This window comes from Sinomonas flava (assembly GCF_039531875.1).
Classification (GTDB): Bacteria; Actinomycetota; Actinomycetes; order Actinomycetales; family Micrococcaceae; genus Sinomonas; species Sinomonas flava.
The window spans coordinates 57,765-83,814 of the sequence record NZ_BAAAQW010000010.1 but is presented as its reverse complement, the minus strand read 5'-3'; the positions used below and the strand labels follow the sequence as shown (position 1 = coordinate 83,814).

Sequence of the window (26,050 nt, the reverse complement as noted above, 5' to 3'; positions counted from 1 at the left end):
AATTCCCTCTCTCGTCAAGCGCCTGCGAAGTTAGCTGTCGGGTTCGAGCCAGAGAGTCCGGACTCGGCCCAGCCGCACGGGTCTGGGCACACGGGTATCCACGGATGGATCCTGCATGCCAGTGTCCCGAGCGTGCTGCGGGCTTCACCCCAAGGCGGCCTCGGCCGCCGCTGGTGGTTCCCCCGCCTCTGCCTTGGATTGCTGCATCCCGGTCCGCTGGCAGAGCTCGGCGTGCGGCTGGGATCACGCCGAAGTCTCGGCGCTTGTCTTCCAGCATAGAGGAACTCAAACCCGATGTAACGCTTTCGTGACCTTTAGTGAGAGGAAGCTCACACGGAATTGGCGTCGAACGGTTTACTCCACCGAGTAGAGGTTTTGTCCTCTTGTGTGAGGCCTTGTGCGACTCCCCAGTAACTACGCGGCTGGCGGGCCAGCTATGCCACCGAGACGAAGACGTGTGCCGCAACCTCGAGCGGCAGTTCCAGCGCGCCGTCGACCATTGCCACGCGCACCGAGATGTAGTCCCCCACCCGCTCGAGGGCGACCTTGGCGCCCGGACGGATGCCGCCCTCGTCGAGCTGGGCCAGCAGCTCCGGGTCCACCTGGATGGGCTCGGCGAGCCGGCTCACCACCACCCGGGAACCCGGGGCATAGGTGTCCATCGCCTCCACGAGCGTGACGACGCCGTCGGCGAACCCTTCAGAAGGGGTGCCGCCCAGTGCCTCGAGGCCGGGAATGGGGTTCCCGTAGGGCGACTCGGTGGGCCGCCCGAGCAGTTCGTAGAGCCGGCGCTCGACACGCTCGCTCATGACGTGCTCCCAGCGGCACGCCTCGTCATGGACGTAGGGCCAGTCCAGCCCGATCACGTCGGAGAGGAGGCGCTCCGCGAGCCGGTGCTTGCGCATGACCTCGACCGCCCGCCTGCGGCCGTCGAGGGTCAGCTGCAAGTGCCGGTCGCCCGAGACGACCACGAGGCCGTCCCGCTCCATGCGGGCCACGGTCTGGGAGACGGTGGGGCCGGAGTGGCGGAGCCGCTCGGCGATGCGCGCGCGCAGTGGGGTAATGCCCTCCTCCTCGAGTTCGAGGATGGTGCGCAGGTACATCTCGGTGGTGTCGATGAGGTCGGACATGCGGTGCTTCGAGCTCCTCGGGCGGTGGGGCGGTGCGGACGGCGTCGCTGCCGCAATTCTAGCTTATTTTGAACCGCTCAGATTAGACGGGGACTCCCGGGCGCAATGGTTCGCGACACCAATGCCGGTGCGGCAGACTTGACCCGGGGCGAAGGGCACGGCCTCCGCCTCCACCCTGACCCACAAGGAGGCTTCACCGTGGCCGAATCCAGCCAGCTTCAGATCCCCGCCGAACTCCTGCCTTCCGATGGACGCTTCGGAGCAGGTCCATCCAAGGTCCGCCGAGAGCAGGTCGACGCGATCGCGGCGGCGGGTGAGAAGCTGCTCGGCACCTCCCACCGTCAGGCGCCCGTCAAGAACCTCGTCGGCAGCGTCCGCGAGGGCCTCAAGCAGTTCTTCTCCGCGCCCGAGGGCTACGAGGTGGTCCTCGGCGTCGGCGGCTCGACGGCGTTCTGGGATGTCGCCTCCTTCGGCCTCGTCCGCGCCAAGGCCCAGCACCTCTCCTTCGGCGAGTTCGGCTCGAAGTTCGCCAAGGCCACGGACAAGGCGCCGTTCCTCGAGCGCTCCTCGATCATCACCTCGGAGCCGGGGACGCGCCCCTCCCCGAAGGCCGAGGCCGGCGTCGACGTCTACGCGTGGCCGCAGAACGAGACCTCCACCGGCGTCGCCGCCCCCGTGAAGCGGGTCGAAGGCGCCGACGCCGGCTCGCTCGTCGTCATCGACGCCACGAGCGCCGCGGGCGGCCTCGCCGTCGACGTCTCTGAGAGCGACGTGTACTACTTCGCCCCGCAGAAGAACTTCGCGTCCGACGGCGGGCTCTGGCTCGCGCTGTTCTCTCCCGCCGCCCTCGAACGCGCCGAGGAGATCAAGGCCTCAGGCCGCTGGATCCCGGACTTCCTGGACCTCAAGACGGCAATCGACAACTCGAAGCTGAACCAGACGTACAACACGCCCAGCCTCACGACCCTCGTGGGCCTGAACGCCCAGGTCGAGTGGCTCAACGGCCAGGGCGGCCTCGACTGGGCCGCCAAGCGCACTGCGGACTCCGCGGGCCGCGTCTACTCCTGGGCCGAGGCCTCCGCCTTCGCCACGCCGTTCGTGGCCGACCCCGAGGAGCGCTCGAACGTCATCGCGACCGTCGACTTCGACGACTCGGTCGACGCCGCGCAGGTCGCCAAGGTCCTCCGCGCCAACGGGATCGTGGACACCGAGCCGTACCGCAAGCTCGGCCGCAACCAGCTGCGCATCGCCACCTTCGTGGCGATCGAGCCGGACGACGTCACCAAGCTCACCCAGTCCATCGACTGGATCGTGGGCCAGCTCCAGGGCTGAGCACCCTCCGACGCACGACGGCGGGCCTCCACCTTCGCAGGTGGGGGCCCGCCGTCCGTCGGGGTCGGGGCCGCTCAGTCCTCGGTGGCAGGCGCGGCCTCCTCGGAGCCGCCCTCCGGTCCGGCCTCGGCAGGCGAGCCCTCAGCCTCAGGCGAGCCGTCGCCGTCATGCGCCTGCTGAGCCGGGGCAGCCTCGGCGGCCTCCGCCTCGGCGCGGGCGCGGTCCTCCGGGCGCACGCGGTCCGCCCACGGCACCCACTCGGGAGCGAGGACGGAGTCCTTGGACGGGACCAGGCCCACCTCGCTCACGGTCACCACCTTGGAGCGGGAGGTGCGCGCGACCGTCACGAACCACTGCCAGCCGCGGTAGCCCGGCAGCAGCGATTCGAACAGGTGGGTGACCACGCGCTCGCCCTCGCTCTTGGCCGCGACGTGCTCCCCGATGTCCTCGGGACGGGCCACGTCGGCGAGGGCCGCGCGCGCCTCACCCACGGCGGCGGCCAGGAAGGCATCCGGCTTGCCGATCCGCCAGATGGGGATGCCATCGGCGGTGGTCGGCAGGCCCTTCGGGGCGGTTCTCCTCGCGTCGGCCATGTCTACGCTTCGAGCTGGTCCGCGACCCGGCGGAGCACGGCGGCGATGGAGGCACCCTTGTCCGGGTACGTGCCCTTGGACAGCTGGCCGGAGAGGTTGTCCAGGACGCTGACGAGGTCCTGGACGATCGGGGCGAGCTCACGGGCCGGCATCCGCTTGGCCCGGGCGACGGAGGGCAGCTTCTCGAGGACCCTCGCGGACAGCGCCTGCGGCCCGCGGCGGCCGTCGGCGATGCCGTACTCGAGCCTCGTCCCGGTCTTGATCTCGGCGTCGGCGGGCACGGCGGACCCCGGCAGGAAGACCTCCTGACCGTCGTCGCCGGCGATGAAGCCGAAGCCTTTCGCCTTGTCGAAGAACTTGACCTTGCCAGTGGGCACTGCCACAACCCCCATCTGTGAGGACTCGAAGGAAAGCGCCGCCGTGGCACGGCGGGTCGGCGGGCGCAGAGGCCTGCCCGGGCCCGTCACGGGCGCTTGCTGTACTGCTCCTAGGTTACTGGCTCACGCGCGCAAAGTAGGCCCCTTGCCCGTCGGCCGGGCAACTCACTGTTAGGTTTAGGCCATGGTGCCTTCTCACTCGGACGGGGGACCCGCCGACAGACCGGCAGGGGCGGGCCCGGGGATGCACGACGACGTGCGCGGACGGCTGCGCCTCCTCACCGTGGTCGGCGGAGTCCTCGCGGTGGTCTCACTGGGAGCCTGGGCGGTGACCCTCGGCCTGGCGGCGTCCGGGAGTGCGGCGCCGCCATGGGTCGCCTCGGTCGCCCTGTACGGGCTGCCGGTCGCCTTCCTGATCATGGCCGCGGCCGTCGTCTGGACGGTCCTCGAGAGGAAGCGGCGCTGAGATGTCCTCGATCCGCGCGCTCGCCGAAGAGCTCTCCGCACGGGGCAACGACTCCCTGAGGCACCTGTTCGCGGCACGGCCGGACCTCATCATGCCTGGGGTGCCGGACTTCGCAGCGCTCGCCGCGCGGGCCTGCGCGAGGGTCAGCCTGCAGCGCGCCCTTGAAGGGCTGTCCAAGCCCGAGCTCCAGGTGCTCGAGGCGCTTGTTCTGACCACCAACGAGGACGAGGGCCGCAGCGGAAGCGCCGTCGAGCTCCGCCACGCCGTGGGCAACGCGACGCTGGGGACTCTCGAGTCCGTCCTGGCCGCCCTCTCCCAGCTCGCCCTCATCTATCGTGCGGACCCGCCGGACACCATCCACTCGGCCTCCGGGAGCCGGCGCCGCTACTACCTGCCCGTCGCCAGGATCCGTGAGGTGCTCGGAAGCTACCCGGCCGGGCTCGGCCGCTCCTACACGGACCTGACCACGGCGTCGGCCCTGTTCTCGGACCGGGCCGCCGCGATCGTGAACGCAATCCCCGGCGCCGTCCAGCAGCAGCCTGTGGAACACCACATCGCGGCCGCGTACGCCCTCGAGCGGTGGGCGGGGCTTCCGGAGGCCCTCGAGGGCGCTCCGCCGCGGACCGCCGAGGTCCTGGCGAAGTTCGAGAACTGGCCGGTGGGCGCGGTGCCTCACGCGCTCGCCCGCATCCGCCCCGGCCGCCGCACCGACAACCCGGTGGACTGGCTCCTTTCCCGCGGCCTCCTGGTCCCGCTCGACGACGAGCACGTGGAGCTTCCGCGCCCGGTAGGCCTCGCGCTGCGCGGGGGCAGGATCGTGCCCGGGCTCTCGCTCACGCCGCCCCCTGTGGAGACCACGACGACGACCGAGGCGCTCCGCCGCAACGCCGCCCTCGGGGCGATCGGGGACGTCCTGCGGACGGTGAGCGCACTCGCGGTCGAGGCCTCCGAGCGCCCCATCGAGACGCTCCGTGCCGGCGGCGTCGGCACGAGGGAGCTGCGCCGGCTGGCGACCGCGCTGCGCACTGATCCGGACCCCGCGGTGTTCGCCCTCGAGCTCGCCTCGGAGGCCGGCGTGCTCAGCCTCGACCCGGACACCTCGACGTGGCGTGCCACGGGCGCGGAGGCGTGGCTCGCGCTGTCGCGGCCCGAGCAGTGGCTCATCCTTGCGACCGTCTGGCTCGACACGCACCGGGTGCCCTCCCTCGCGATGTCCGCCGAGGGCAGCGACCAGCTCTCCCCGCTCTCCGGGGAGGGCCAGCGCCCAGACGCCCCAGTCGTGCGGCGCCGCGTGCTCGAGGTCATGGCGCAGATCGCGGCAGAGTCCGGCGCGCGCGGCACAGCGCAGGCCAGGGGCCGGTGCGCGGTGGCCGGGCCGGAGGCCCTGCGACAGCGGATCGACTGGCTCCAGCCGCGGCTGGGGCGCAGGCTGCGCGGCCTGCTCGAGATGGTCCTGGGCGAGGCGGCGCTCCTGGGCTTCACCGGCTCTGGGGCGCTCACGTCCGTAGGCGAGGCCGTGCTCCGGGACGACTTCGACGCAGCACGCGAGTGCCTCGAGGAGTTCCTGCCCGCCGGGGTGGACAAGGTCCTGCTGCAGGCGGACCTCACCGCCGTCGCGCCCGGCTACCTCGACCCCGTCCTCGCGCGGCGCCTCGCGCTGCTGGCGGTGCCCGAGGGACGCGGTCCCGCGACGATCTACCGCTTCTCTGCCGCGAGCCTGCGCCGGGCCCTCGATGCCGGCGAGGACGGGGCGTCGATCCACGCCTTCCTCGCCGAGCACTCGTCGACCCCGGTCCCCCAGCCCCTCGCCTACCTCGTGGACGACACGGCAGCGCGCCACGGGCGGATCCGCGTCGGCCGTGCGGGCAGCTTCATCGCCAGCGACGACGAGGCAGCCCTCGCGGGCCTCCTCGCCGACCCGGCTGCGCGCCCGCTGGGCCTGACGCAGATCGCGCCGACGGTCGTCGTGAGCAATGCCTCACCGAGCGAGGTCGCCGCGGTGCTCCGCGAGCTGGGGCTCTCCCCCGCCGTCGACGCGTCGCTGGACCCGGTGGTCCGGCTGCGGCGCCGCACCGCGGCGAGCCCCCTCCCCACCCCCGCTCCCCGGCAGAAGCAGCCGGACAGCGAAACCGTGGAGGCCCAGCTCGCGATCCTGCGCACGCAGTCCCCGATCGGCCTCAACGGGGACGAGGCAGCTCCGCTGATGGGCATCGAAACGCTGCAGAAGGCGATCCGGCTCAAGCGGGCGGTACGCTTGAACATCGTCGACGCGCTCGGCAATTCGAGCGTCGAGGAGCTCCGGCCAGTGTCGATCTCTGCCGGCCGCGTGCGCGTCTTCGACCCAGAACGAGAGACCGAACGCGTGCTGAGCGTGCACCGGATCATCGACGTCGAGCTGGCCTGACCGGCCGCGGGCGCCGGACCGCCGCCGCGATCGCCGGAAGGAGGCCCGCATGGGCGACGGACCGCTCATCGTCCAGAGCGACAAGTCGATCCTCCTCGAGGTCGACCACCCGCAGGCCACCGAGGCGCGCCACGAGATCGCGGCGTTCGCCGAGCTCGAGCGCGCGCCCGAGCACGTGCACACGTACCGGCTGACGCCGCTGGGGCTCTGGAACGCGCGCGCGGCGGGCCTCGACGCCGAGCAGGTCCTCGACACGCTCCTGCGCTTCTCGCGCTATCCCGTCCCGCACGCCCTCCTCATCGACGTCGAGGAGACGATGTCGCGCTACGGGCGGCTGCGGCTCGAGAAGGACCCGGTGCACGGGCTCGTGCTCCGCTCGGATGACTTCCCCGTGCTCGAGGAGGTCCACCGGGCCAAGAAGATCGCCCCCATGCTGGGCCCGCGGATCGACCCCCAGACCACCGTGGTGCACTCCTCCCAGCGCGGGGCGCTCAAGCAGGCGCTGCTCAAGCTCGGGTGGCCGGCCGAGGACCGTGCCGGGTACGTGGACGGGACCCCGCATCCCATCGCGCTCACCGAGACCGTGCCGGCCGCCCCCGGCACCGACGCCACCGGTGGGACGCACGACGGCGGCGGGTCGCCGGCGTCGTCCGCGCGTGCGGGCGGCGGGTGGTCACTCAGGCCGTACCAGCGCGTGGCGGCGGAGAACTTCTGGGCGGGCGGCAGCGGCGTCGTCGTGCTTCCGTGCGGTGCCGGGAAGACCCTCGTGGGGGCGGCGGCGATGGCGCAGTCCTCGACGACCACGCTCATCCTGGTGACGAACACCGTCTCAGCGCGGCAGTGGCGGGACGAGCTCCTCAAGCGCACGACGCTGACCGAGGACGAGATCGGCGAGTACTCGGGCGCGGTGAAGGAGGTCAAGCCGGTCACGATCGCGACCTACCAGGTGCTCACGGCCAAGCGCGGCGGCCTCTACCCGCACCTCGAGCTGCTGGACGCGAACGACTGGGGCCTCATCGTCTACGACGAGGTGCACCTGCTCCCCGCGCCCATCTTCCGGATGACGGCGGACCTGCAGGCCCGGAGGCGCCTGGGCCTCACGGCCACCCTCGTGCGGGAGGACGGCCGCGAGGGCGAGGTGTTCTCCCTCATCGGGCCGAAGAGGTACGACGCGCCGTGGAAGGACATCGAGGCGCAGGGGTACATCGCGCCGGCGGACTGCGTCGAGGTCCGGGTGGACCTGCCGCGCGACGAGCGCATGGCGTATGCGATGGCCGAGGAGGCGGACAAGTACCGGCTCTGCGCCGCGAGCGAGTCGAAGACGGACGTCGTGGAGCGGCTCGTGGCCAAGCACGAGGGCGAGCAGCTGCTCGTGATCGGGCAGTTCCTGGACCAGCTGGCGGAGATCGGCGAGCGCATCGGAGCGCCCGTGATCACGGGGGCGACCAGTGTCAAGGAGCGGCAGCGCCTTTTTGACGCGTTCCGCGCGGGCGAGGAGCGGCGGCTGGTGGTGTCGAAGGTGGCCAACTTCTCCATTGACCTGCCGGAGGCGTCGGTGGCGATCCAGGTGTCGGGCTCGTTCGGGTCGCGGCAGGAGGAGGCGCAGCGGCTCGGGCGGCTTCTGAGGCCCAAGGCTGACGGCCGCGGCGCCCGGTTCTACGCGCTTGTGGCACGGGACACCCTCGATGCGGACTTCGCCGCGAAGCGGCAGCGCTTCCTCGCCGAGCAGGGGTACGCCTACCGGATCCTCGACGCCAGAGAGATTGCATAACAGGCGTTTTCCCAGCTCATTGTGAGCTAGGTCACAGGTGAGTATGATGGCCGATGGCTGGGACGTACCGCTTCGGCGGTCCTACGGACGGCAGCTGGGGCCGGACCGCTTCTCGTGAAGAAACCCGCGAAAGCACATCCCCATGAAACTCATCCATCGCACCCGTTGGGGTGCGTGTCTGGCCGTGACGGCCCTCGTCACAGCTGGGGCAACATCGGCGCAGGCAAATCTGAGCGGCAGCTCCTTCGAAGGGGGCGACGGGAACCTCATCGTCAACACCTCAGGGAACACGGACTGGGCCAACGTAGCCGGCCTCAACACAGGCATCGACAAGGCATCGGGCAACACCGACAACTCATTCGGCCAGGGCACCAAGGAAGACGACCCGAACGCGACGGTCGTGACCGGCTCTATCCCGCCGAACAAGAACGACCTCACGAGGTTCTACGAGGCGTCCGAGACGGGAACCAACGGCCACATCTACCTGTACTTGGGCTGGGAACGCCTGGTCAACATCGGCAACGCGAACCTCGACTTCGAAATCAGCCAGAACCCCACCGCAGGCTTCACGGCTGATACGAAGGGTGGCGTGGCCCTCAACCGGACAGCAGGCGATCTCCTAGTCACCTACGACTTCGGCGGCAGCGGCACACCGACGCTGGGCATCCTGACGTGGCTCACGTCGGCCAAGGACAATGTGAGCGATTGCTTCTCCGCCAACGCCCTGCCCTGCTGGGGCAAGCGTGTTGTCCTCGGCTCGGCGTCCGAAGGCGCCGTCAACACAGTGCAGGTCACCGATCCCTTCCTGCCCGCCCCCGGCAGCCTCGGCGTCGGCCTCTTCGGCGAGGCAGCGATCGACCTGACGGCGGCAAAAGTGATTCCCGAGGGAACGTGCGAGGCGTTCGGCAGCGCCTTCGTCAAGAGCCGGTCGTCGTCCTCGTTCACTGCTGAGATCAAGGACTTCATCGCGCCGATCCCTGTCAACATCTCGAACTGCGGGACGATCACGATCCACAAGGTCACGGAGAACGGAGACTCGAGCTTCGCCTACACGACCACCGGCGGGCTGACCCCGGCCACCTTCAGCCTGAGCAACGGCGGATCCCAGAGCTACACGGGCGTCCCAACCGGGGCGTCGTCGGTGACAGAGAATCTCACCTCCGCCCAGACTGCGGCAGGCTGGACGCTCAAGAGCCTCGCCTGCACCGCCACCGGCTCGGGCACGAGCGCCACACCCAGCGGCGCAACGGTGAACATCCAGATGGGCTTGGGCGGCAACGTTGACTGCACCTACACGAACCACATCAACGCCAGCCCCACTATCGCGACGACGTTGAAGCCGGCCACGGTCACTGTCGGCGGATCGGTCACTGACTCCGCCGCCCTCACTGGGGCGACGTCCAACGCTGGCGGCACCGTGACCTACACGGTCTACAGCAACAGTGCGTGCACCACGGGCGCCCAGGCGGCCGGGACCAAGACCGTCACGAACGGTGTCATTCCCGACTCGGATGCGGTCACCTTCAGCACTGCGGGTGACTACTACTGGCAGGCGGTCTACAGCGGCGACGCGAACAACAACGGCGCCACGAGCACCTGCACGGAGGAGCATCTCGTGGTCACCAAGGCGCAGCCCACCGTCGCCACCGCGCAGGACCTGATCCCGAACGACAACTTCACCCTGTCTAGCGGATTCGGCACCCCGACCGGCACGATCATCTTCAACCTGTACGCGCCGAGTGACGCGACCTGCTCCGGGACTCCGGCCCTGACCCAGACGGTGACCGTCAATGGCAACGGCACGTACAGCACCACCAACAGCACGTTCCACGCCGCCACGACGGGAACCTGGCGCTGGGCATCGAGCTACTCGGGCGATGCCAACAACCTGGCGGCCTCGTCCGCATGCGGTGTTGAGAACTTCACCATCACCAATGGCTGAGTCCGTCTAGAACACCCGAAAGGACAGCGCCCCCGGCCCATGAGCCGGGGGCGCTGTGCCATACGCAGGACGTCGGAGATCGATTTTTCAATCAATTAGCTAAATCTGCTTTACAGTCAGCCTTGAGCGGCCTACCCTTGAGGTGCTGGGAAAGTTCTGAGGCCTCGTCATGAGCGCTCTGGCCGGAGCGCGAGGCCTCGGCCGACGGCCCATACCGGACACTCGCACTCTCCTCTGGAGCCTCCCATGCGCAAGGCATTCCTCGTTGTCGCCGCCCTGCTCTTCCTCGACACCATCGCCCAGCTCTACCTCGCCGCGTTCGGCACCTTCGCCTTGGACCTCATCCCGAATCACGAGTCCTTCGACTACCACGCGTTCAACGGACAGGTCGTCCTGCGCCTCCTGGCCCTCGTCGCGATCCTGTGCGCCGCGCTCGCGAAGGCGGGCAAGAACACCATCTGGCTCACCGTCGGGATCTTCGCACTCACCTGGGTCCAGCTGCTGGTCTTCATTGTCGGCGGCCTGCTCACCGGCGCCGGCCCGGACAACCCCACCGTCGCCGGCGCGTGGGCCGTCGCGACCCACGCGGTCACGGGCCTGCTGATCATCTTCTGCTGCTACTGGCTGCTGCTGCGGGCCCGCCGTCTCGACAAGACGGGCGCCACGCCTCGGCCGGCCGCGACTCCCGCCGAGACAGCCGCCGCCTGACCGGCGGCACCAGGAGGCACGCCATGGCCGGATCGGCCGTCCTCGGCATCGACCTCGTCCTCGCCGCCGCCTGCGCGGCGGCGTGGGCGGGGGCGCTGGCCGCAGCGGTGCTCAGGCGCAGCCCGACGGCGCCGGGCTGGCTCCCCGTTTGGGCACCCACCGCGGTCGCGATGCTCGCGGTCGCCCTCGGGGTCCTGCGGTTCGGGCTCCTGCTGGCAGCCGTCCCGGCCCTCGTGGGCGACCGCCTCCTGGGGGCCGCAGCGCTCACCGCCCCGGGCTGCCTGGCCGGCCTCGCCGCCGTCGTGCTTCCGCCGCTGATCCCCCGGCGGGCCCCGCATCTGAAGCTCCCTGCTCTGGCCTTGGCGGCGGCCCTGACGACAGCAGGGTTCCTCGCCGTCGTGACACTCGGGACGCCGGCCGGCTGGCTTCCGGCCGTCGTTCTGGCGGCGGTCGCGCTCCTGGGCGCGGCCGCCGCGGCCACGGGCTTCGCCCGGGGGTGGCGGCATCGCGCCATCAAGGCCGGGGGCGTCCTCGGCGTGGCCCTCATCGCCGGGTCGCTCGCGGTGGCGTGGATGGACAGCCGCGCGGCCGCGCCGTCGGCCTTCCATGCCGCGTCCCATCACTCGACCCTTGCCTCCACCACCACATCCACGGAGGCAACCCCGCGCGGCGTCGACACGCTCCGCGCGGGGGCGCCGCAGGGGCCAGTGCGCGACTACACGCTCCACGCCAGGAGCGAGCGGGTCACCCTCGACAGCGGCCAGACCGTCGACGCCCTCACGTTCGGCTCCCTCCCCGGCCCCGCACTGCGCGCGACCGAGGGCGACACGGTCCGGGTCACCCTGGTCAACGACGGCGTCCCCGACGGCGTGACGCTCCACTGGCACGGCTACGACGTCCCCAACGCCATGGACGGTGTACCGGGCGTGACGCAGGACGCGGTGATGCCGGGCCAGTCGTTCACCTACGAGTTCCCGGCCGTGCAGACCGGCACCTACTGGTACCACACGCACCAGAACGCGGCCGCGAACGAGCCGCTCGGCCTCTACGGCAGCCTCGTCGTCGACCCTGCCGACGGGCGCGACCCCTCCGTCGCCGACCTCACCGTTCCTGTGCACACCGTCGGCGGGGCCACCCTGTTCGGCGGCCATGCCGGCGTGTGGACGGAGACCGTCGCTGCAGGCCGCCAGGTGCGCGTCCGGCTCATCAACACGGACCAGCTCACCCAGCGCTTCAGCGTCGCGGGAGCCCCCTTCCGGCTCGCGGCAGTCGACGGCGGCGAACTCCCCGGCGGCGCGGAGCTGGCCCAGACGGTCCTGCCGCTCGCGGCGGGAGGCCGCTACGACGTCGTGCTCACCATGCCCGAGCACCCAGTCCAGGTGGCCGTGGAGGGCTCACGCGGCGGCGCCCTCGTGCTCGCACCGGACGGAACGCCGGCGCCCGCGTCCGTGCCCCGGTTCGTCCAGGGGCCTGAGATCGACCTGGCCGGGTACGGGGCGCCCGCGGCGCAGCCCGCACCGGCACCGGACCGGACAGCGGCCTACACGGTGGACCGGCTCCTGCGCTTCGTGGACGGCATGCCCCGGTTCGCCTTCACCGTGGACGGCGCGGTGTACCCGAACATCCCGCCCCTGGTAGTCCGCGAGGGCGAGCGCGTCCAGGTCATAGTCGTCAACCGCAGCAGCGAGGTCCACCCGATGCATCCGCACGGCCACCACGTGCGCGTGCTGAGCATCGACGGCCGGGCAGTCGCCGCGGACCTGCGGATGGACAGCCTCGACATCCGGCCGGGCCAGATCTGGACCGTCCTCCTCACCGCGGACAACCCCGGCATCTGGATGGACCACTGCCACAACCTGCAGCACGCCCGCGAGGGGATGGTCTTCCACCTCGCCTACGACGGCGTCGAGACCCCCTTCCGACACGACGCCGGCTCCGCGAACCGCCCGGAGTAGTGCACGCCCAGGCCTACGCGGTCTCGCGCACTGCATCGAGGAGGAACCGGGCCATCCCCGCGCGCGTGCGCAGGCGCTCGCGCAGGGCCGGCGAGTCGCCGTCGGCCAGCTCGCGCGGCGAGAGCGCGGACAGGCAGTTGAAGATCGCCATCGAGAGCACGTGGCCGCGGCGCACGACGGCGCGCGGGATCCTCGCGCCCGCCTCCTCCAGCCCGCGGGCGTACTCGTCCTGGACGAGAGGAGCCAGTGCCGGGAGGGCATCGGGTCCGAGCTCGCCGCTGTTGATGCGTCCCGCGAGCAGCTGGCCGAGGTCGAAGCCCACCGGCTGGAGCGAGTAGGAGCCCCAGTCGATGGCGGTCATCGAGCCGTTCGACGCGAAGAGGTTCTGCGGGCTGGCGTCCCCATGCGCGCGGAGCCGGGGCAGGGCCTCAAGCTCGGCAAGGTAGTCCTCGGCGCGGAGCGCGAAGGCGCGCAGGTCCGCCAGCAGCGCCGGGTCGGCGGCCTGGGCGATGACCGGGTTGTCCTCCGGCTCCCGGCTGAGGAGCCGCGGGATGAACACGTGCCGCGCCGCGCCTTCGTAGAAAAACCGGAGTGGCCGCTCGGCAGGGGGTGGCGTGGCCGGGGTGCCGGCGAAGCGGCCCAGGAGGTAGGCGGCCCGGGCGAAGCGGGCCTCCTCCCACGGCTCGGGACCGTCGAGGACGTCCTGCATCCAGATCGCGGCGTACTCCCCGGGCAGTTCGCGGACGAGATAGATGACAGGCATGGCCATACCCTCCGGGAGGGTCGCGGCCAACAGGCCGGTATAGGCGTCGAGCTCGGTGCGCCAGTTGATCACGCTGGTCAGGTACTCCCGGAGAGCCTCGGGCACCTGGGCGATGCCGGGCCAGTAGAGCGGGCTGCGGCAGACCTTGACGATGAGGGAGAACGGTAGCCCGTCGACGATCCCGCCGACGCGGTGGAGGCATTCGGTGGTCATGTTGTAGACCTCGCCCGGCACCGGCTCGACCGTCAGGCACTCAAGCTGCGGCGCGCCGTCGTACGCCCCCGCCGCGCGGGCCGCTATGGCCGCGAGCTCATCGAGGTCGATCTGTGCCCGGCCCAACTTCGCCGCCTGAGCCTCCTGAGAGGCATCCATGCCGAAAGTAAAGCACGTTTACTTTCCCCTACACTAGGGGGATGGGCGAGAACATCGCGAATCTCCTCGGGGCGGTCTTCGAAGCGTTCCGCGCCGAGCTCTACGCGAGGGACCGCAGCGGATTGAGGTCGTCACAGCTGCGCTACCTGACCCTCGTTCCGGACGACGGCGTGAGGGTGGGCGACATGGCTGCGCTGGCCAGCATGAGCAAGGCCGGGGCGGGGCAGTTCGCGGCCGCGCTCGAGGAGCAGGGACTCGTCGAGATGCTCACCGACCCCGCCGACTCCCGGGCCAAGATTGTCCGGCGCACCGACGCCGGACGCCGCATCGCGTCGAACGCGCTCTCCGCCGTCGCCGAGATCGAGGCGGCATGGAGCGCGTCGATCGGCGCCGAGCGGTACACGGCGATGCGCGCCGCCCTCGAGGAGATCGCCGGCCTCAGCCAGACGCCGTCGCCCGCCGAGCCGAACGCGGCATCGTCGGCGCCACAGACGCCTGCCGTATAGCCCAGTCGCAATCAGCGCACAGCGGACATCCAGACGATTCTCAGAAACTGAACGCACCATGGGAAGCGTGAAGAAGACCGAACCCGAGGCGAAGCTGCTCGTTGTCGACGACGAGCCGAACATCCGCGAGCTCCTGTCCACATCCCTGCGCTTCGCCGGCTTCGAGGTCATCGCCGCCGGCAACGGCCGGGAGGCGCTCACTGCGGCGGAGGAGCAGGCTCCGGACCTCGTCGTGCTGGACGTCATGCTCCCGGACATGGACGGCTTCACCGTCACGCGGAAGCTCCGCGCGGCCGGGCGCCACGTGCCCGTCCTGTTCCTCACCGCCAAGGACGAGACGGAGGACAAGGTCCAGGGGCTCACCGTCGGCGGCGACGACTACGTCACCAAGCCGTTCAGCCTCGACGAGGTCGTCGCGCGCATCCGGGCCGTCCTCCGTCGCACCCAGCCGCTGCTGGACGACGACGCCGTGCTCCGCGTCGACGACCTCGAGCTCGACGACGACGCCCACGAGGTGCGCCGCGGCGGGGTCACGATCGACCTCTCCCCCACCGAGTTCAAGCTCCTGCGCTACCTGATGCTCAACCCGAACCGGGTGCTGTCCAAGTCCCAGATCCTGGACCACGTGTGGGAGTACGACTTCAACGGCGACGCCTCCATCGTGGAGTCGTACATCTCCTACCTGCGCCGCAAGGTCGACGCGAACGGGCCGAGCCTCATCCAGACCAAGCGAGGAGTGGGGTACGTGCTGCGGACGGCGGAGAAGCGCTGACTGTGCTGGCCGCGTGGAAGAGGACGTCGCTGCGCACGCAGCTCGTCGCGATCATGATGGTCTTGCTCACGAGCGCCATCTTCTTCACGGCCGCGGCCACCGTCACGCAGCTGAAGACCTACCTGATCGGCCAGCTGGACCTCAAGCTCGCGACCGCCTCCGGGTTCGCGCGGGACAACCAGAACATCCAGCTCCTGACCGAGGTCAATCCCCTCATCCCGCAGGACTACATCCTCGTGCTGTACCCCGAGGGCGGGTCTCCGCAGACGTACATCCAGCCTGAGGACACCGAGGGGCGCCCCGACGTCCCCGCGATGAGCGTCGCCGACGCCGCAGCCATCCAGAAGTCGGGGCAGGTGCTGCAGACGCGCGGCACCGACCGGGCCATCGACTGGCGCTACACAGCGATCCCCGTGCGGATCATCGAGACCAACCAGCCCGCGGCGATGATCATCGGCCTGCCGCTGACGAGCGTGGACCAGGCCGTGGCGCACACGCTCTCGCTCACCGCGGGCGTCGGGATCATCACGCTCGCCACGGCGTTCGTGATCGCCACCTGGACGGTGACCCGGGCCTTCCGGCCGCTGCGGCGGGTCGAGAAGACGGCCGCCGCGATCGCCGCCGGGGACCTCTCGCAGCGCGTCGACGAGGAGGCGCCCGGCACCGAGCTGGGACGGCTCTCCTCGTCGCTGAACGCGATGCTGTCCCACATCGAGGTGGCCTTCCAAGCCCGGATGGCCTCCGAGGCCCGCATGCGCCGCTTCATCTCCGACGCCTCCCACGAGCTGCGCACGCCCCTCGTGACCATCCGCGGGTTCTCCGAGCTCTACCGCCACGGGGCCCTCGCCAAGGAGGAGGACGTGGCCACCGCGATGGGCCGCATCGAGAGCGAGGCGAAGCGGATGGGGACCATGGTCGAGGACCTCCTCACGCTCGCCCGCCTCGACGAGCAGCGCCCGCTCCAGCTCCGGCCGGTAGACCTCCTGCCTCTCGCGCACGACGCCGTCGTGGACGCCCAGGCCTCCGCCCCCCAGCGCACAATCCGGCTGGTGGGGCTCGAGGACGGCGCGAGGGCGGCTGCCGCCCCGACGCTGGGCGACGAGGCCCGGCTGCGCCAGGTCATCGGAAACCTCGTGGGGAACGCCCTCCGGTACACCCCGGGCGGCTCGCCGCTCGAGATCGCCGTCGGGACGCGGGCGACCGGAGGCCGGTACGTCGCCGCCGTCGAGCTGAGGGACCACGGGCCCGGGATCGCCGAGAAGGACGCCGCGAAGATCTTCGAGCGGTTCTACCGGGCCGACACCTCGAGGGCGCGCGATACCGGTGGGACCGGCCTCGGGCTCGCGATTGTCGCCGCCATCGTGGCCTCGCACGGCGGTTCGGTACGGCATAAAGACACCCCCGGCGGCGGTGCAACGTTCGTGATCGAGCTGCCGTACGTCGTCGTGCCCGACCGCCCGGCCGAACCGCCCACATCCACCGGCGTCGCGCGCGAGGACGCCGGCAGCCCCGAGACGGCGCCGCGCACGACTGCGGGTGGCGGCCGGGGCTCATAGCGCGCCTCCCACTGGTCCTCCACAGGCCAGGACTCGCGCCATTTGTCCACATAGGCGTCCCTTGGGCTGATCTCCGGTGGGAGGCCTTCCTAGGCTCGGCAGGGTAGGCGCGGCGAGGGCCGCGGATCCCGACGGAAGGCGGAGTGAGATGGCGATCATGAAGGTGGACACCGAGGCGATCGACTCGAGCGCCCAGGCGGTGCTGGCGACCTCGGAACGGGTGAGGGCGGAGGTCCAGGCCCTGCGGAACAACCTCGAGGCCCTCCGTGGGAGCTGGGAGGGCCAGGCGTCGAACAGCTTCCAGATCCTGGCCGGGGACTGGGCGCGCACCCAGGCGCAGGTCGAGACGTCCCTCGGCCAGATCGGCGCGGCGCTGCGCAGCGCCGGGTCGGCCTACGGCGCCATCGAGACCGACAACGCGCGGCGCTTCGCCGGGTGATCCTGCCTCCGCGGCGGCCCGCTCCGCAGCTGGGGACGGGCCGCCCGGGCTGTCGGCCGTGTCTGGCAGGATGGAGGCCATGACCATTACCGCCGCCGCCGACGGCTCCGCCCTCGGCAACCCGGGCCCGGCCGGCTGGGCCTGGTACATCGACGAGGAGCGCTGGCACGCCGGCGGCTGGCCGCACGGGACGAACAACCAGGGCGAGCTCATGGCCGTCCTGGACCTGTTCCGGTCCACGGCCCACGTTCCGGACGAGCCGCTCCACGTCCTGTGCGACAGCCAGTACGTCATCAACTGCGTGACGAAGTGGATTCCCGGGTGGAAGCGGCGCGGCTGGAAGAAGGCCGACGGGAAGCCTGTGCTCAACGTCGACCTCCTGCGGCAGATCGACGCCGAGCTGGTCGGCCGGAAGTACACCTTCGAGTGGGTGCGGGGCCACGCGGGTCACGAGCTGAACGAGGCCGCCGACGGGCGCGCGCGGGCCGTTGCCCTCGCCTACCAGTCGGGAGCGGAACCGGCCCAGGGACCGGGATTTGCCGCCGCACGCCACCCGGAGGCCCCGGCCCGCGCGGCCGCCCCGGCTCCGTCCATCGACCAGCCCGAGCTCTTCGCCGGCCCCGACGACGAACCGGCCGACCGCGGGGACGACCGTGACGTCACCGCAGTCGTAGAACTCGAGCAGGAACTGCTCAACCCCGCGGTCCGGGCCGACTACGGCCAGCTCGCCTACCTCCTCCACCCGGAATACCGGGAGATCGGCTCGTCTGGCCGGATCTGGGGCCGAGAGGAGCTGATCGAGGAACTGGTCGATGCGCCGGACCTGCAGGTCCGGTTCGAGCTCATCGACGCGGCCCCCATCTCGGAGGACGCGATCCAGGTGCTCTACCGCGCCGTCGGGGCGACGGGGGCGACTCTGAGGAGCTCCCTCTGGCAACGGAGCGACGACCGGTGGCGCCTCCGCTTCCACCAGGGCACCCCAGAATCCTGAGCCCCTCCCCTCCCCTCCCTACCCCCTGCTCCCTTCCCCCTCCCCCTCCCAGCCTTCCCCCTGCCAGCCTGCCAGCCTGCCAGCCTTCCCCACCCACGTTTCGGGTACAGCTATTCCCCTCCCAGCCACCTTTCGGGTACAGCAAGCTCTGCGCTCCGGGCCTCTCAGGTACGCCAAAGACGCCCCCGATTAGCCCTGTGGATAACTTGCGACGGACGGCGTCATAGGCCTATAGACTGGCCCCATCGCACCGGTCGCCCGTGTGGCGGCCGACCAACGACTTCGGGGGTGTCCATGGCGCACCATCGCGCACTTCGTTATGCCCTGCCCGCCCTGCTTCTCAGCGGTTCGCTACTTGTCTCAGGCTGCGGAGGCGGCGCGACCGCCGGACCGAGCTCGACGGGAGCGCCCTCTTCAGGGACCGCAACAGCTGACCCTCGACCGACGCCGGCAAGCTCCACCGCACCGGCGCGCAACGTTCCGGTTCCTGCGCTGCCGGAAGCTGCGAAGCAGAACACGCGGGAGGGATTCGAAGCCTTCGTCCGGCACTATATCGACCTTCTGGACTACGCGTACCAGACCGGGGATACGAAGCCGGCCCTGGCGGTGGCTGCGCCCGACTGCACCATGTGCAACACGATTACCAGCGACGTGAAGAAGACCTACACGACCGGCAAGTGGATCGTCGGGGGCGAGTTGACTCTCGAGAGTTACGCCTCCGACGGCACCCCAGACCTGGACGAGATTTGGTTTGCTTATCTCAAGATCAGCCAGCGTTCGTTCACTGATTTCAGCACTGACGGGCCTGGCGGATCAGCGTCAGGGGGAGTCGCGAACATTGGGGCAAGCGGCGAATTCTCTGGTGGCGCCTGGCGAATGTGGGACCTAGGCAAGGTCAAGGGCGACAAGTCATGATGACGCGGGTGCTCAGCCTCCTCGCCGCGGGCGCATGCTTCTTGTCCCCAATTCACTCTCAAATCCCTCGGGAGCCAGCGCCCTCCCCGCCCTCGACGTCCGCAGGCGCAACCGACGCCTCAATCGTCGTTGAAGCCCGGAAGCGGACAAAGGATACAAGGGCTTCAACTAAGAATGCGGTCGACTTGCCCGGAGGCCTCGTCGCCGGAGCCCCCCAACCCTACTGGGACCGAGCGTGTCTGACTGACCCGAACGAGGTGGCAACCAAGTGCCTTCCTCAGCAGGATCGCTGCGGCGGAGACGGTGAGCTGATGCAGCTCATGGTGCCCGTCCCGGGGGCCACGCCTGCCCGCTACGCGAAGTCGGGCACCCCGACGTGCCAGTTCCCGGACCAGCCGATGCCGGCGCAAGGACCAGCTGCGATTCCTCCCTTCACCCAGAAGGAGTTCCGCGAGCTGCCTTTGGCCGCCGCGATCATCGGGTCCCAGCCCGGCCGGCACACGCTCAAGGGCGCCGAGACCAACATCTACGCCGATGCCAAGGACCAGACGTTCAATCTCACCCTCGCAGGTCATGGCTTCGTCATCAGGGCCCGTCCCGCAGAGTACCGGTGGACCTACGGCGACGGCGCAGCACTCACCACCCCAGCGCCCGGTGGCCCCATCCCGGAGAGCCGCTGGGGCGAGAAGACCGTCACGAGCCACGCCTACGCAGCTACCGGCACCGTCGCCGTCGGACTCACCACGATCTTCACCGGCGAATACTCCGTCAACGGCGGCCCGTTCCAGGCGATCGTCGGCACCGCCGAGGTCCCCTCGCTTCCGCGCACGCTGAGCATCTGGCGCTCGGAGGTCAAACGCTACGCCGACGACTGCAACGTCAATCCGGCAGGCGACGGCTGCTCCTAGGCACACACCGCGCGTACCCGAGACAGAAACGCGGGCGGCGGGGCCCCCACCGAAGTGGGGACCCCGCCGTCGTGCGTGGGGTGTCCGGGCGGACATTCCGCGTACCCGGAACGTCAGATACGCGAATTGCCCGTACCCGAAACGGGGGGGTTAGAAGCCGCCCATGCCACCCATGTCGTCGGCACCGGGGCCGGCCGGAGCGGCCTTCTCGGGCTTGTCGGCGACGACGGCCTCGGTGGTGAGGAAGAGGCCGGCGATGGACGCGGCGTTCTGCAGCGCCGAGCGGGTGACCTTGACCGGGTCGTTGACGCCGGCGGCCAGGAGGTCCTCGTAGACGCCCGTGGCGGCGTTGAGGCCGTGGCCGGCGGGCAGTCCGCGGACCTTGTCCACGACGACGCCCGGCTCGAGGCCCGCGTTGAAGGCGATCTGCTTCAGCGGGGCGTCGATGGCGACCTTGACGATGTTCGCACCGGTGGCCTCATCGCCCTCGACCTGGAGGTTCGCGAACGCCTTGGCACCGGCCTGGATGAGGGCCACGCCACCACCGGCGACGATGCCCTCCTCGACGGCAGCCTTCGCGTTGCGGACGGCGTCCTCGATGCGGTGCTTGCGCTCCTTGAGCTCGACCTCGGTGGCCGCGCCCGCCTTGATGACGGCCACGCCGCCGGCGAGCTTGGCGAGGCGCTCCTGGAGCTTCTCGCGGTCGTAGTCCGAGTCGGAGTTCTCGATCTCGGCGCGGATCTGCGACACGCGGCCCGCGATCTGGTCGGCGTCGCCGGCACCCTCCACGATCGTGGTCTCGTCCTTGGTCACGACGACCTTGCGGGCCTTGCCGAGCAGCTCGACCGTGGCGTTCTCGAGCTTGAGGCCGACCTCCTCCGCGATGACCTGGCCACCGGTGAGGATGGCGATGTCGGTCAGCATGGCCTTGCGACGGTCGCCGAAGCCCGGGGCCTTGACGGCGACGGACTTGAAGGTGCCGCGGATCTTGTTGACGATGAGCGTGGCCAGGGCCTCGCCCTCGACGTCCTCGGCGATGATGAGGAGCGGCTTGTTGGTCTGCATGACCTTCTCGAGGACCGCGACGAGGTCCTTCACCGAGGAGATCTTGGAGTTCACGATGAGGATGTACGGGTCCTCGAGGACCGTCTCCTGGCGCTCCGCGTCGGTGACGAAGTAGGCCGAGATGTAGCCCTTGTCGAAGCGCATGCCCTCGGTGAGCTCGAGCTCGAGGCCGAAGGTGTTGGACTCCTCGACGGTGATGACACCCTCCTTGCCCACCTTGTCGAGGGCCTCGGAGATGAGCTCGCCGATCTGGGTGTCGCCGGCGGAGATGGACGCGGTGGCGGCGATCTCCTCCTTGGTCTCGATCTCCTTCGCGGAAGCGAGGAGCTCCTCGGTGACGGCGGCGACGGCCTTCTCGATGCCGCGCTTGAGCGAGAGCGGGTCGGCGCCGGCGGCGACGTTGCGGAGGCCCTCGCGGACGAGCGCCTGGGCGAGCACGGTGGCGGTGGTGGTTCCGTCGCCGGCGACGTCGTCGGTCTTCTTGGCGACCTCCTTGACGAGCTCCGCGCCGATCTTCTCGTACGGGTCGTCGAGCTCGATCTCCTTGGCGATGGAGACGCCGTCGTTCGTGATCGTGGGGGCGCCCCACTTCTTCTCGAGCACGACGTTGCGGCCACGCGGGCCGAGGGTCACCTTGACGGCGTCGGCCAGCTGGTTCAGGCCGCGCTCGAGGCCGCGACGGGCCTCCTCGTCGAATGCAATGATCTTGGCCATGACGGCTTCGGTCCTTTCGGGACGTGTCTGTCGGTGGGCCACCTGCTGCAGCGCCCGCGACGGCCGGCATCCCGGCCCGTACGGACGGGCCGCGGAAGCCTCACCACAGCGAGGTGTTCCTGTCTCCCGCGACCGAGAGCGTTAGCAGTCAGAGCGCGGGAGTGCTAAGTCAATGTTTAGCACTCGGCCCACCCGAGTGCAAGCGTGCAGCCCGTCTCCGACGCCCCCCCCCGCCAGCGTGTTCGCGGCAAGCGCACGACGGCGCGCGCGCAGCTATCGCGCGACGGTGACCTCGCCGTCGTGCGCGGCCAAGTTGTCCGCATGGAAGGCGAGCACCATGAACCGGCCAGTGGTGACATCACCGTGCCCGTCGAAGTCGATGGGCCCGGACTCCCCCTCGTAGTCCACCGCGGTCCCGCGGCCCTGCGCCGCGAGGCATGCGGCCAGGCCCGAGCACTTCTCGCGTCCGGCGGCCTGGCCCGGGCCCTGCCCGGCGGCCTCCCCGCCCGAGACGGAGGTGAGGCGGGAGGCGATGGAGGCGCCGGCGTCGTCGCCGGCCGCACCGGCAGCGAGGATCGCGAGGGCGGCGGCGTCGTAGGCCTCGGCGGCGAAGGTCATGTCCTTCAGGCCGGGCTCATGCTCGAGGACCGCGGTCTGGAAGTCGATGCTCGGGAAGGCACCCGGGACGGCGGCCCGGGCGCCGTCGAGCGCGCCGTTCGCGAGCGCCGAGCCGTACTGGTCCACGAGCCCGTCGGAGAGAAGGAGCCTGCTCCCGGGGATCCCGGCCTCGGCGAGCTGGGTGAGCACCGACCTGCCGTCCGAGCGCGCGACGACGAGAACGGCGTCGGCGTCCTTCGCTCCCGCGGCCTTGGACCGGACGTCGCCGCGTCCGAACTCGGCGCTCGCCGACTCCTCGAGCCCGGCGGCCGAGGCCGCTCCCGCCGCGCCGGCCGCGACGGCCTTCCCGTACGCGCTGTCCTCGTGCAGCACCGCAATGCGGTGGGCTCCGGCGCGCTTGGCGAGCTCGACGAGGGCGGCGCCCTCCGCGCCCTCGGGGGCGGCCGTGCGGAAGAAGAAGCCGCCGCTCCGGTAGTCGCTCAGGCTGGCAGCGGAGGCCGCTGGCGAGACGAGCGGGACCTTTGCCGCGGCGAGCGCGTCGATGGCGGCAGGCGCACGGCTCGAGTCCGTGGGCCCGACGACGACGTCGGCGCCTGCCTCCGCGAGGCGCTTCGCCCCACTGCCCGTGTCCTCGCCGACGGCTGCGTCCAGCAGCTCGACCGGCTTCCCCTTGAACCCGCCGGCGGCATTCGCCTCCTGCACCGCGAGCACGACGGCGGCGCGCTGGGCGTCGTTCAGATAGGCGGACTGGCCGGCGGAGTCCAGGATGAGGCCGAGCCTCAGGACGCCGTCGCCGGATGGCCCCGGCTGGGCGGTACGCGCGTCGCCGCTGGGCCCGCAGGCCGCAAGGGCAAGAGACGCGAGGCCTGCGGCGGCCACGGCAGCAAGCCGTCGCAGTGCGGCGCCGCGGCACCTCACCCGGCGTACCCGGGGCCCACCACCGCGGCCAGCGGCAGCCCGAGCGCCGGCGCCTCGAGCACGGTCTGGATCCCGAGGTCCGCCGCCAGGGCCTTCGCGGACCCGGCGTCGGCCGCCGAGCGGTAGTACACCACGGACGAGTTGACGGGGGCGCCGGCCCAGTTGCCCACGTCCGTGACCGTCCAGCCGGCGGCGCGAGCGGTGGTCGCGACGCGGTTGCCGAGCCCCGCCGTGCCGGTCGCGTTGTACACGCCCACCTCGAGGGCCTTGTTGGCGCTCTCTGTAGGCGGGGGGGCCGAGGTGGGCGCAGCTGAAGTCGGCGCCGGGGCAGGCGCGGAGGCCACGGGTTGGGAGGCCTCGGGGGCGGGCTGCGAGGTCGACGGCGCCGACGCCACGGCGGATTCGGACCCGCCGATCCCGAGGCGGGGGAGCAGGAAGAAGGCCACGGCCCCGATCACGAGGGCGAGGATGCCCGCGGCGAGGATCCACCCGAGACCCGACCGCCGCTGCGGCTCCTCCCCCTCCCGCGTCCTGTGCACGCCCTGCCTGCGGGGAGACTCGGGTACTGCATCGAATTCGTCGCGGGGGTACGTTCTCATGCCTGGGTCAGGGTCCTTGTCGGTGGCCTGCTGGGGACAGCGGGCAGCGTCAGGCGCCCCCACCGAGCCGGCGGGCGGTGCGCGCGCGCTGCCGCGACGTCCTCAGTCTACGCAACCTCTTCACGAGCATCGGGTCGTGGGCCAGTGCGGCCTCGGTGTCGATGAGGGTATTGAGCTGCTGGTAGTAGTGCGTAGCCGAGAGGTCGAAGAGGTCGCGGATGGCCTGTTCCTTGGCGCCCGCGTACTTCCACCACCCGCGCTCGAGGGCCAGCATCTTCACGTCCCGCTCGCTGAGCCCCTCCACGGGGCGGCCTGCCGCCGCCCGCTCGAGATCATGGGCCCTGACATGGGTCTGGTGCGCTGCTGCCGACATGGGTTCCAGTTTAAGAGGGAACTACAGGAGTGTCATTCCGGCGCGCCCGGCGCTGCGCCCTCAGCGTAGTCCGGGGGGCGCCGGGGAGCTCCCTCTGGCACACTGGCGTGGATGATGGACGCGGAACCCCTCTTCGACCTGCCGGCCCCCGCGGCGAGCGGGTCCGCCGCCGGCGAGCGCGCGACGTCGTGCGAGGAGGCCGCCAGCGAACTCGAGCGGATGGCGGCCGCCCCGCTCGCCGAGCTCGTCCACCCCGAGTGGGCTGTGGCCCTCGCGCCCTGCGAGCCGACCCTGCGCGCCGCGCTCTCGGCCCTCGCCCGCCAGGCGCACGACGGCGCCGTCATCCTCCCAGCCCCGGCGCGCCTCCTGCGGGCCTTCGCCCGCCCGCTGCACGAGGTGAAGGTGATCGTGATCGGCCAAGACCCGTACCCCACGCCCGGCCACGCGATCGGCCTCTCCTTCGCGTGCGACGCCCACGTCCGGCCCCTCCCCCGCAGCCTCGCCAACATCTACCGGGAGCTGGCTGCGGACCTCGGCGTGCCTGCTCCCAGTGACGGCGACCTGTCCCCGTGGGCCGAGGAGGGCGTCCTGCTGCTCAACCGGGTCCTGTCGGTGCGCGCCGGCGCGGCCGGGTCGCACCGCCGGCTCGGCTGGGAGGAGGTCACCGACGCGGCGGTGCGCGCGGTGGTCGCCCGCGGGGCCCCGCTCGTGGCGATCCTGTGGGGCAGGGACGCGCAGTCCGTCGCGCCTCTCCTGGGGGCGACGCCGGTCATCGCCTCGGCGCACCCGTCGCCGCTGAGCGCGTCCCGCGGCTTCTTCGGCTCGCGGCCGTTCAGCCGGGCGAACGAGCTCCTCGCCGAGCAGGGCGCCGCCCCGGTCCACTGGGCCTGACCCGGGCCCCGCGTCACGGGAGTCGGGCCGGAGCGGGCCACCCGGTAGTCTGGGGCCCATGACTTCGCCCGCCGAGAGCCCAGTGCCGCAGGGACCCGCCGCCGCCCCCGCGAAGAGGGCCCGGCCCACGCTCGACCTCGTGGTCGCGCGCACCGAACAGCTGACCTCCCACATGGTCCGGGTCGTGGTAGGCGGGCCCGGGTTCGACGCCTTCGTCGACAACGGGTTCACCGACAGATACGTGAAGATCGCCTTCCCGACCGAGCTGCCCGGCGGTCGCTGGCCGGACGGCCCTGTGGACCTGCAGGCGCTCAAGGAGTCCCTCCCGCGCGCGCAGTGGCCCGTTTCCCGCACCTACACGGTGCGCTGGTTCGACCCTGCGGCCAGAGAGCTCGCGATCGACTTCGTGGTCCACGGCGACGAGGGCCTCGCCGGGCCGTGGGCCGCAAAGGCGCAGCCGGGTGACCGGCTCGTGTGCACGGGCCCCGGGGGCGCCTACTCGCCGGCTCCGGACGCGCCGTGGTACCTCTTCGCCGGGGACGAGTCCGCCCTTCCCGCCATCGGAGCGGCGCTCGAGGCGCTGCCGGCAGACGCGACCGGGATCGCGTTCCTCGAAGTCGGAAGCGGAGACGACGTCATCGAGCTGCGCGCGCCCTCCGGGATCGATGTCCGGTGGCTCTCCCGCGAGGGCTTCCCCGCGGGCGAGACCCTGGTGCTCGCCGAGGCCGTCGCCGAGTCAACGTGGCCCGAGGGCATTCCCCACGTCTTCGCCCATGGCGAGCGGGGGGCCATGAAGGAGCTCCGCGCCGTGTTCAAGCAGCGCGAGGTGCCGCGCGAACGCCTGTCCCTCTCCGGCTACTGGGCCCTGGGCCGGGCGGAGGACCAGTTCCAGGCGGAGAAGAAGCTCCCCATCGGCCAGATCTGAACCGGCGTCCCGGGGGCCACCCCCCGGGGTACCTCTGGGGGTCACCT

General features: G+C 71.0%; 24 protein-coding genes and 1 riboswitch. Of the genes, 16 read left to right on the top strand and 8 right to left on the bottom strand.

Features of this window, described 5'->3' with window-relative positions; genetic code table 11:
• Positions 1-3: 3 nt before the first annotated feature.
• A riboswitch (cyclic di-AMP (ydaO/yuaA leader) is annotated at positions 4-216 on the bottom strand.
• 218 nt (positions 217-434) lie between these two features.
• A complete protein-coding gene (locus ABD298_RS15460; protein ID WP_344300655.1) occupies positions 435-1,130 on the bottom strand; it encodes an iron-dependent transcriptional repressor DtxR in 696 nt (231 codons plus the stop codon).
• A 198-nt stretch (positions 1,131-1,328) separates the two neighbouring features.
• On the opposite strand from ABD298_RS15460, the gene serC reads away from it, so the two are divergent.
• The gene (serC, locus tag ABD298_RS15455) at positions 1,329-2,462 is read left to right on the top strand and encodes a phosphoserine transaminase (protein WP_344300654.1); all 1,134 of its coding nucleotides are present in this window, start codon (positions 1,329-1,331) and stop codon (positions 2,460-2,462) included.
• A 74-nt stretch (positions 2,463-2,536) separates the two neighbouring features.
• Here the strand turns inward: serC and ABD298_RS15450 are convergent, their stop codons facing one another.
• Entirely contained in the window at positions 2,537-3,055 is a 519-nt protein-coding gene (locus ABD298_RS15450; protein ID WP_344300653.1) for a DUF3027 domain-containing protein, read from the bottom strand.
• Between the two features lie 2 nt (positions 3,056-3,057).
• Positions 3,058-3,432 (bottom strand): cold-shock protein, encoded by a 375-nt coding sequence (locus tag ABD298_RS15445; RefSeq protein ID WP_208712837.1) that lies wholly within the window; start codon positions 3,430-3,432, stop codon positions 3,058-3,060.
• 184 nt (positions 3,433-3,616) lie between these two features.
• On the opposite strand from ABD298_RS15445, the gene ABD298_RS15440 reads away from it, so the two are divergent.
• The 6 genes from ABD298_RS15440 (at position 3,617) to ABD298_RS15415 (ending at position 12,678) form a co-directional block, all read left to right on the top strand.
• Positions 3,617-3,898 (top strand): hypothetical protein, encoded by a 282-nt coding sequence (locus ABD298_RS15440; protein WP_344300652.1) that lies wholly within the window; start codon positions 3,617-3,619, stop codon positions 3,896-3,898.
• Between the two features lies 1 nt (position 3,899).
• The gene (locus tag ABD298_RS15435; RefSeq protein ID WP_344300651.1) at positions 3,900-6,302 is read left to right on the top strand and encodes a helicase-associated domain-containing protein; all 2,403 of its coding nucleotides are present in this window, start codon (positions 3,900-3,902) and stop codon (positions 6,300-6,302) included.
• 49 nt (positions 6,303-6,351) lie between these two features.
• Positions 6,352-8,073 carry a DNA repair helicase XPB gene (locus ABD298_RS15430; RefSeq protein WP_344300650.1) on the top strand — a complete coding sequence of 574 codons (1,722 nt, stop codon included), beginning with the start codon at positions 6,352-6,354 and terminating at the stop codon, positions 8,071-8,073.
• Between the two features lie 142 nt (positions 8,074-8,215).
• A complete protein-coding gene (locus ABD298_RS15425; RefSeq protein WP_344300649.1) occupies positions 8,216-10,015 on the top strand; it encodes a prealbumin-like fold domain-containing protein in 1,800 nt (599 codons plus the stop codon).
• A gap of 246 nt (positions 10,016-10,261) precedes the next feature.
• Positions 10,262-10,723, top strand: coding sequence for a hypothetical protein (locus ABD298_RS15420; protein ID WP_344300648.1), 462 nt, complete (start codon positions 10,262-10,264; stop codon positions 10,721-10,723).
• Between the two features lie 23 nt (positions 10,724-10,746).
• On the top strand, positions 10,747-12,678 hold the full coding sequence (locus ABD298_RS15415) for a multicopper oxidase family protein (RefSeq protein WP_344300647.1): 1,932 nt from the start codon (positions 10,747-10,749) through the stop codon (positions 12,676-12,678).
• 13 nt (positions 12,679-12,691) lie between these two features.
• Here ABD298_RS15415 and ABD298_RS15410 read toward each other — a convergent pair whose 3' ends face one another.
• The gene (locus ABD298_RS15410) at positions 12,692-13,813 is read right to left on the bottom strand and encodes a phosphotransferase (protein ID WP_344300645.1); all 1,122 of its coding nucleotides are present in this window, start codon (positions 13,811-13,813) and stop codon (positions 12,692-12,694) included.
• 41 nt (positions 13,814-13,854) lie between these two features.
• On the opposite strand from ABD298_RS15410, the gene ABD298_RS15405 reads away from it, so the two are divergent.
• The 7 genes from ABD298_RS15405 (at position 13,855) to ABD298_RS15375 (ending at position 19,900) form a co-directional block, all read left to right on the top strand.
• Positions 13,855-14,319, top strand: coding sequence for a MarR family winged helix-turn-helix transcriptional regulator (locus tag ABD298_RS15405; RefSeq protein ID WP_344300644.1), 465 nt, complete (start codon positions 13,855-13,857; stop codon positions 14,317-14,319).
• A 58-nt stretch (positions 14,320-14,377) separates the two neighbouring features.
• A complete protein-coding gene (locus ABD298_RS15400) occupies positions 14,378-15,091 on the top strand; it encodes a response regulator transcription factor (protein ID WP_208711704.1) in 714 nt (237 codons plus the stop codon).
• A 2-nt stretch (positions 15,092-15,093) separates the two neighbouring features.
• On the top strand, positions 15,094-16,647 hold the full coding sequence (locus tag ABD298_RS15395) for a sensor histidine kinase (protein ID WP_344300642.1): 1,554 nt from the start codon (positions 15,094-15,096) through the stop codon (positions 16,645-16,647).
• A 148-nt stretch (positions 16,648-16,795) separates the two neighbouring features.
• The gene (locus ABD298_RS15390; protein ID WP_208711702.1) at positions 16,796-17,086 is read left to right on the top strand and encodes a WXG100 family type VII secretion target; all 291 of its coding nucleotides are present in this window, start codon (positions 16,796-16,798) and stop codon (positions 17,084-17,086) included.
• A 79-nt stretch (positions 17,087-17,165) separates the two neighbouring features.
• On the top strand, positions 17,166-18,077 hold the full coding sequence (locus ABD298_RS15385; RefSeq protein ID WP_344300640.1) for an RNase H family protein: 912 nt from the start codon (positions 17,166-17,168) through the stop codon (positions 18,075-18,077).
• A gap of 294 nt (positions 18,078-18,371) precedes the next feature.
• The gene (locus ABD298_RS15380) at positions 18,372-18,992 is read left to right on the top strand and encodes a DUF6318 family protein (protein ID WP_344300729.1); all 621 of its coding nucleotides are present in this window, start codon (positions 18,372-18,374) and stop codon (positions 18,990-18,992) included.
• 311 nt (positions 18,993-19,303) lie between these two features.
• Complete coding sequence (locus tag ABD298_RS15375) at positions 19,304-19,900, top strand: hypothetical protein (RefSeq protein WP_344300639.1); 597 nt, start codon at positions 19,304-19,306, stop codon at positions 19,898-19,900.
• Between the two features lie 150 nt (positions 19,901-20,050).
• Here ABD298_RS15375 and groL read toward each other — a convergent pair whose 3' ends face one another.
• From groL to ABD298_RS15355, 4 genes are all read right to left on the bottom strand, one after another.
• A complete protein-coding gene (gene groL / locus ABD298_RS15370; RefSeq protein WP_344300638.1) occupies positions 20,051-21,679 on the bottom strand; it encodes a chaperonin GroEL in 1,629 nt (542 codons plus the stop codon).
• 273 nt (positions 21,680-21,952) lie between these two features.
• Positions 21,953-23,176 carry an ABC transporter substrate-binding protein gene (locus ABD298_RS15365; RefSeq protein ID WP_344300636.1) on the bottom strand — a complete coding sequence of 408 codons (1,224 nt, stop codon included), beginning with the start codon at positions 23,174-23,176 and terminating at the stop codon, positions 21,953-21,955.
• Positions 23,177-23,211: 35 nt separating this feature from the next.
• Positions 23,212-23,814, bottom strand: coding sequence for a LytR C-terminal domain-containing protein (locus tag ABD298_RS15360; RefSeq protein WP_344300634.1), 603 nt, complete (start codon positions 23,812-23,814; stop codon positions 23,212-23,214).
• 49 nt (positions 23,815-23,863) lie between these two features.
• Entirely contained in the window at positions 23,864-24,187 is a 324-nt protein-coding gene (locus ABD298_RS15355; RefSeq protein ID WP_344300633.1) for a DUF3263 domain-containing protein, read from the bottom strand.
• A gap of 111 nt (positions 24,188-24,298) precedes the next feature.
• Here ABD298_RS15355 and ABD298_RS15350 point away from each other — a divergent pair, with 111 nt between their 5' ends.
• Positions 24,299-25,078 carry a uracil-DNA glycosylase gene (locus ABD298_RS15350; RefSeq protein ID WP_425564457.1) on the top strand — a complete coding sequence of 260 codons (780 nt, stop codon included), beginning with the start codon at positions 24,299-24,301 and terminating at the stop codon, positions 25,076-25,078.
• A 58-nt stretch (positions 25,079-25,136) separates the two neighbouring features.
• Positions 25,137-26,003 (top strand): siderophore-interacting protein, encoded by an 867-nt coding sequence (locus ABD298_RS15345; RefSeq protein WP_344300632.1) that lies wholly within the window; start codon positions 25,137-25,139, stop codon positions 26,001-26,003.
• Positions 26,004-26,050: the final 47 nt, after the last annotated feature.

What these genes read in the sequence shown, in the direction of transcription:
- ABD298_RS15405 (WP_344300644.1), top strand. Translation starts at nt 13,855, where the DNA reads ATGGGCGAGAACATCGCGAATCTCCTCGGGGCGGTCTTCGAAGCGTTC.
- ABD298_RS15435 (WP_344300651.1), top strand. Translation starts at nt 3,900, where the DNA reads ATGTCCTCGATCCGCGCGCTCGCCGAAGAGCTCTCCGCACGGGGCAAC.
- ABD298_RS15420 (WP_344300648.1), top strand. Translation starts at nt 10,262, where the DNA reads ATGCGCAAGGCATTCCTCGTTGTCGCCGCCCTGCTCTTCCTCGACACC.
- ABD298_RS15440 (WP_344300652.1), top strand. Translation starts at nt 3,617, where the DNA reads ATGGTGCCTTCTCACTCGGACGGGGGACCCGCCGACAGACCGGCAGGG.
- ABD298_RS15450 (WP_344300653.1), bottom strand. Translation starts at nt 3,055, where the DNA reads ATGGCCGACGCGAGGAGAACCGCCCCGAAGGGCCTGCCGACCACCGCC.
- ABD298_RS15400 (WP_208711704.1), top strand. Translation starts at nt 14,378, where the DNA reads ATGGGAAGCGTGAAGAAGACCGAACCCGAGGCGAAGCTGCTCGTTGTC.
- groL (WP_344300638.1), bottom strand. Translation starts at nt 21,679, where the DNA reads ATGGCCAAGATCATTGCATTCGACGAGGAGGCCCGTCGCGGCCTCGAG.
- ABD298_RS15460 (WP_344300655.1), bottom strand. Translation starts at nt 1,130, where the DNA reads ATGTCCGACCTCATCGACACCACCGAGATGTACCTGCGCACCATCCTC.
- ABD298_RS15415 (WP_344300647.1), top strand. Translation starts at nt 10,747, where the DNA reads ATGGCCGGATCGGCCGTCCTCGGCATCGACCTCGTCCTCGCCGCCGCC.
- ABD298_RS15345 (WP_344300632.1), top strand. Translation starts at nt 25,137, where the DNA reads ATGACTTCGCCCGCCGAGAGCCCAGTGCCGCAGGGACCCGCCGCCGCC.
- ABD298_RS15430 (WP_344300650.1), top strand. Translation starts at nt 6,352, where the DNA reads ATGGGCGACGGACCGCTCATCGTCCAGAGCGACAAGTCGATCCTCCTC.
- ABD298_RS15425 (WP_344300649.1), top strand. Translation starts at nt 8,216, where the DNA reads ATGAAACTCATCCATCGCACCCGTTGGGGTGCGTGTCTGGCCGTGACG.
- ABD298_RS15385 (WP_344300640.1), top strand. Translation starts at nt 17,166, where the DNA reads ATGACCATTACCGCCGCCGCCGACGGCTCCGCCCTCGGCAACCCGGGC.
- ABD298_RS15355 (WP_344300633.1), bottom strand. Translation starts at nt 24,187, where the DNA reads ATGTCGGCAGCAGCGCACCAGACCCATGTCAGGGCCCATGATCTCGAG.
- ABD298_RS15360 (WP_344300634.1), bottom strand. Translation starts at nt 23,814, where the DNA reads ATGAGAACGTACCCCCGCGACGAATTCGATGCAGTACCCGAGTCTCCC.
- ABD298_RS15390 (WP_208711702.1), top strand. Translation starts at nt 16,796, where the DNA reads ATGGCGATCATGAAGGTGGACACCGAGGCGATCGACTCGAGCGCCCAG.
- ABD298_RS15380 (WP_344300729.1), top strand. Translation starts at nt 18,372, where the DNA reads ATGGCGCACCATCGCGCACTTCGTTATGCCCTGCCCGCCCTGCTTCTC.
- ABD298_RS15375 (WP_344300639.1), top strand. Translation starts at nt 19,304, where the DNA reads ATGCAGCTCATGGTGCCCGTCCCGGGGGCCACGCCTGCCCGCTACGCG.
- ABD298_RS15410 (WP_344300645.1), bottom strand. Translation starts at nt 13,813, where the DNA reads ATGGATGCCTCTCAGGAGGCTCAGGCGGCGAAGTTGGGCCGGGCACAG.
- ABD298_RS15350 (WP_425564457.1), top strand. Translation starts at nt 24,299, where the DNA reads ATGATGGACGCGGAACCCCTCTTCGACCTGCCGGCCCCCGCGGCGAGC.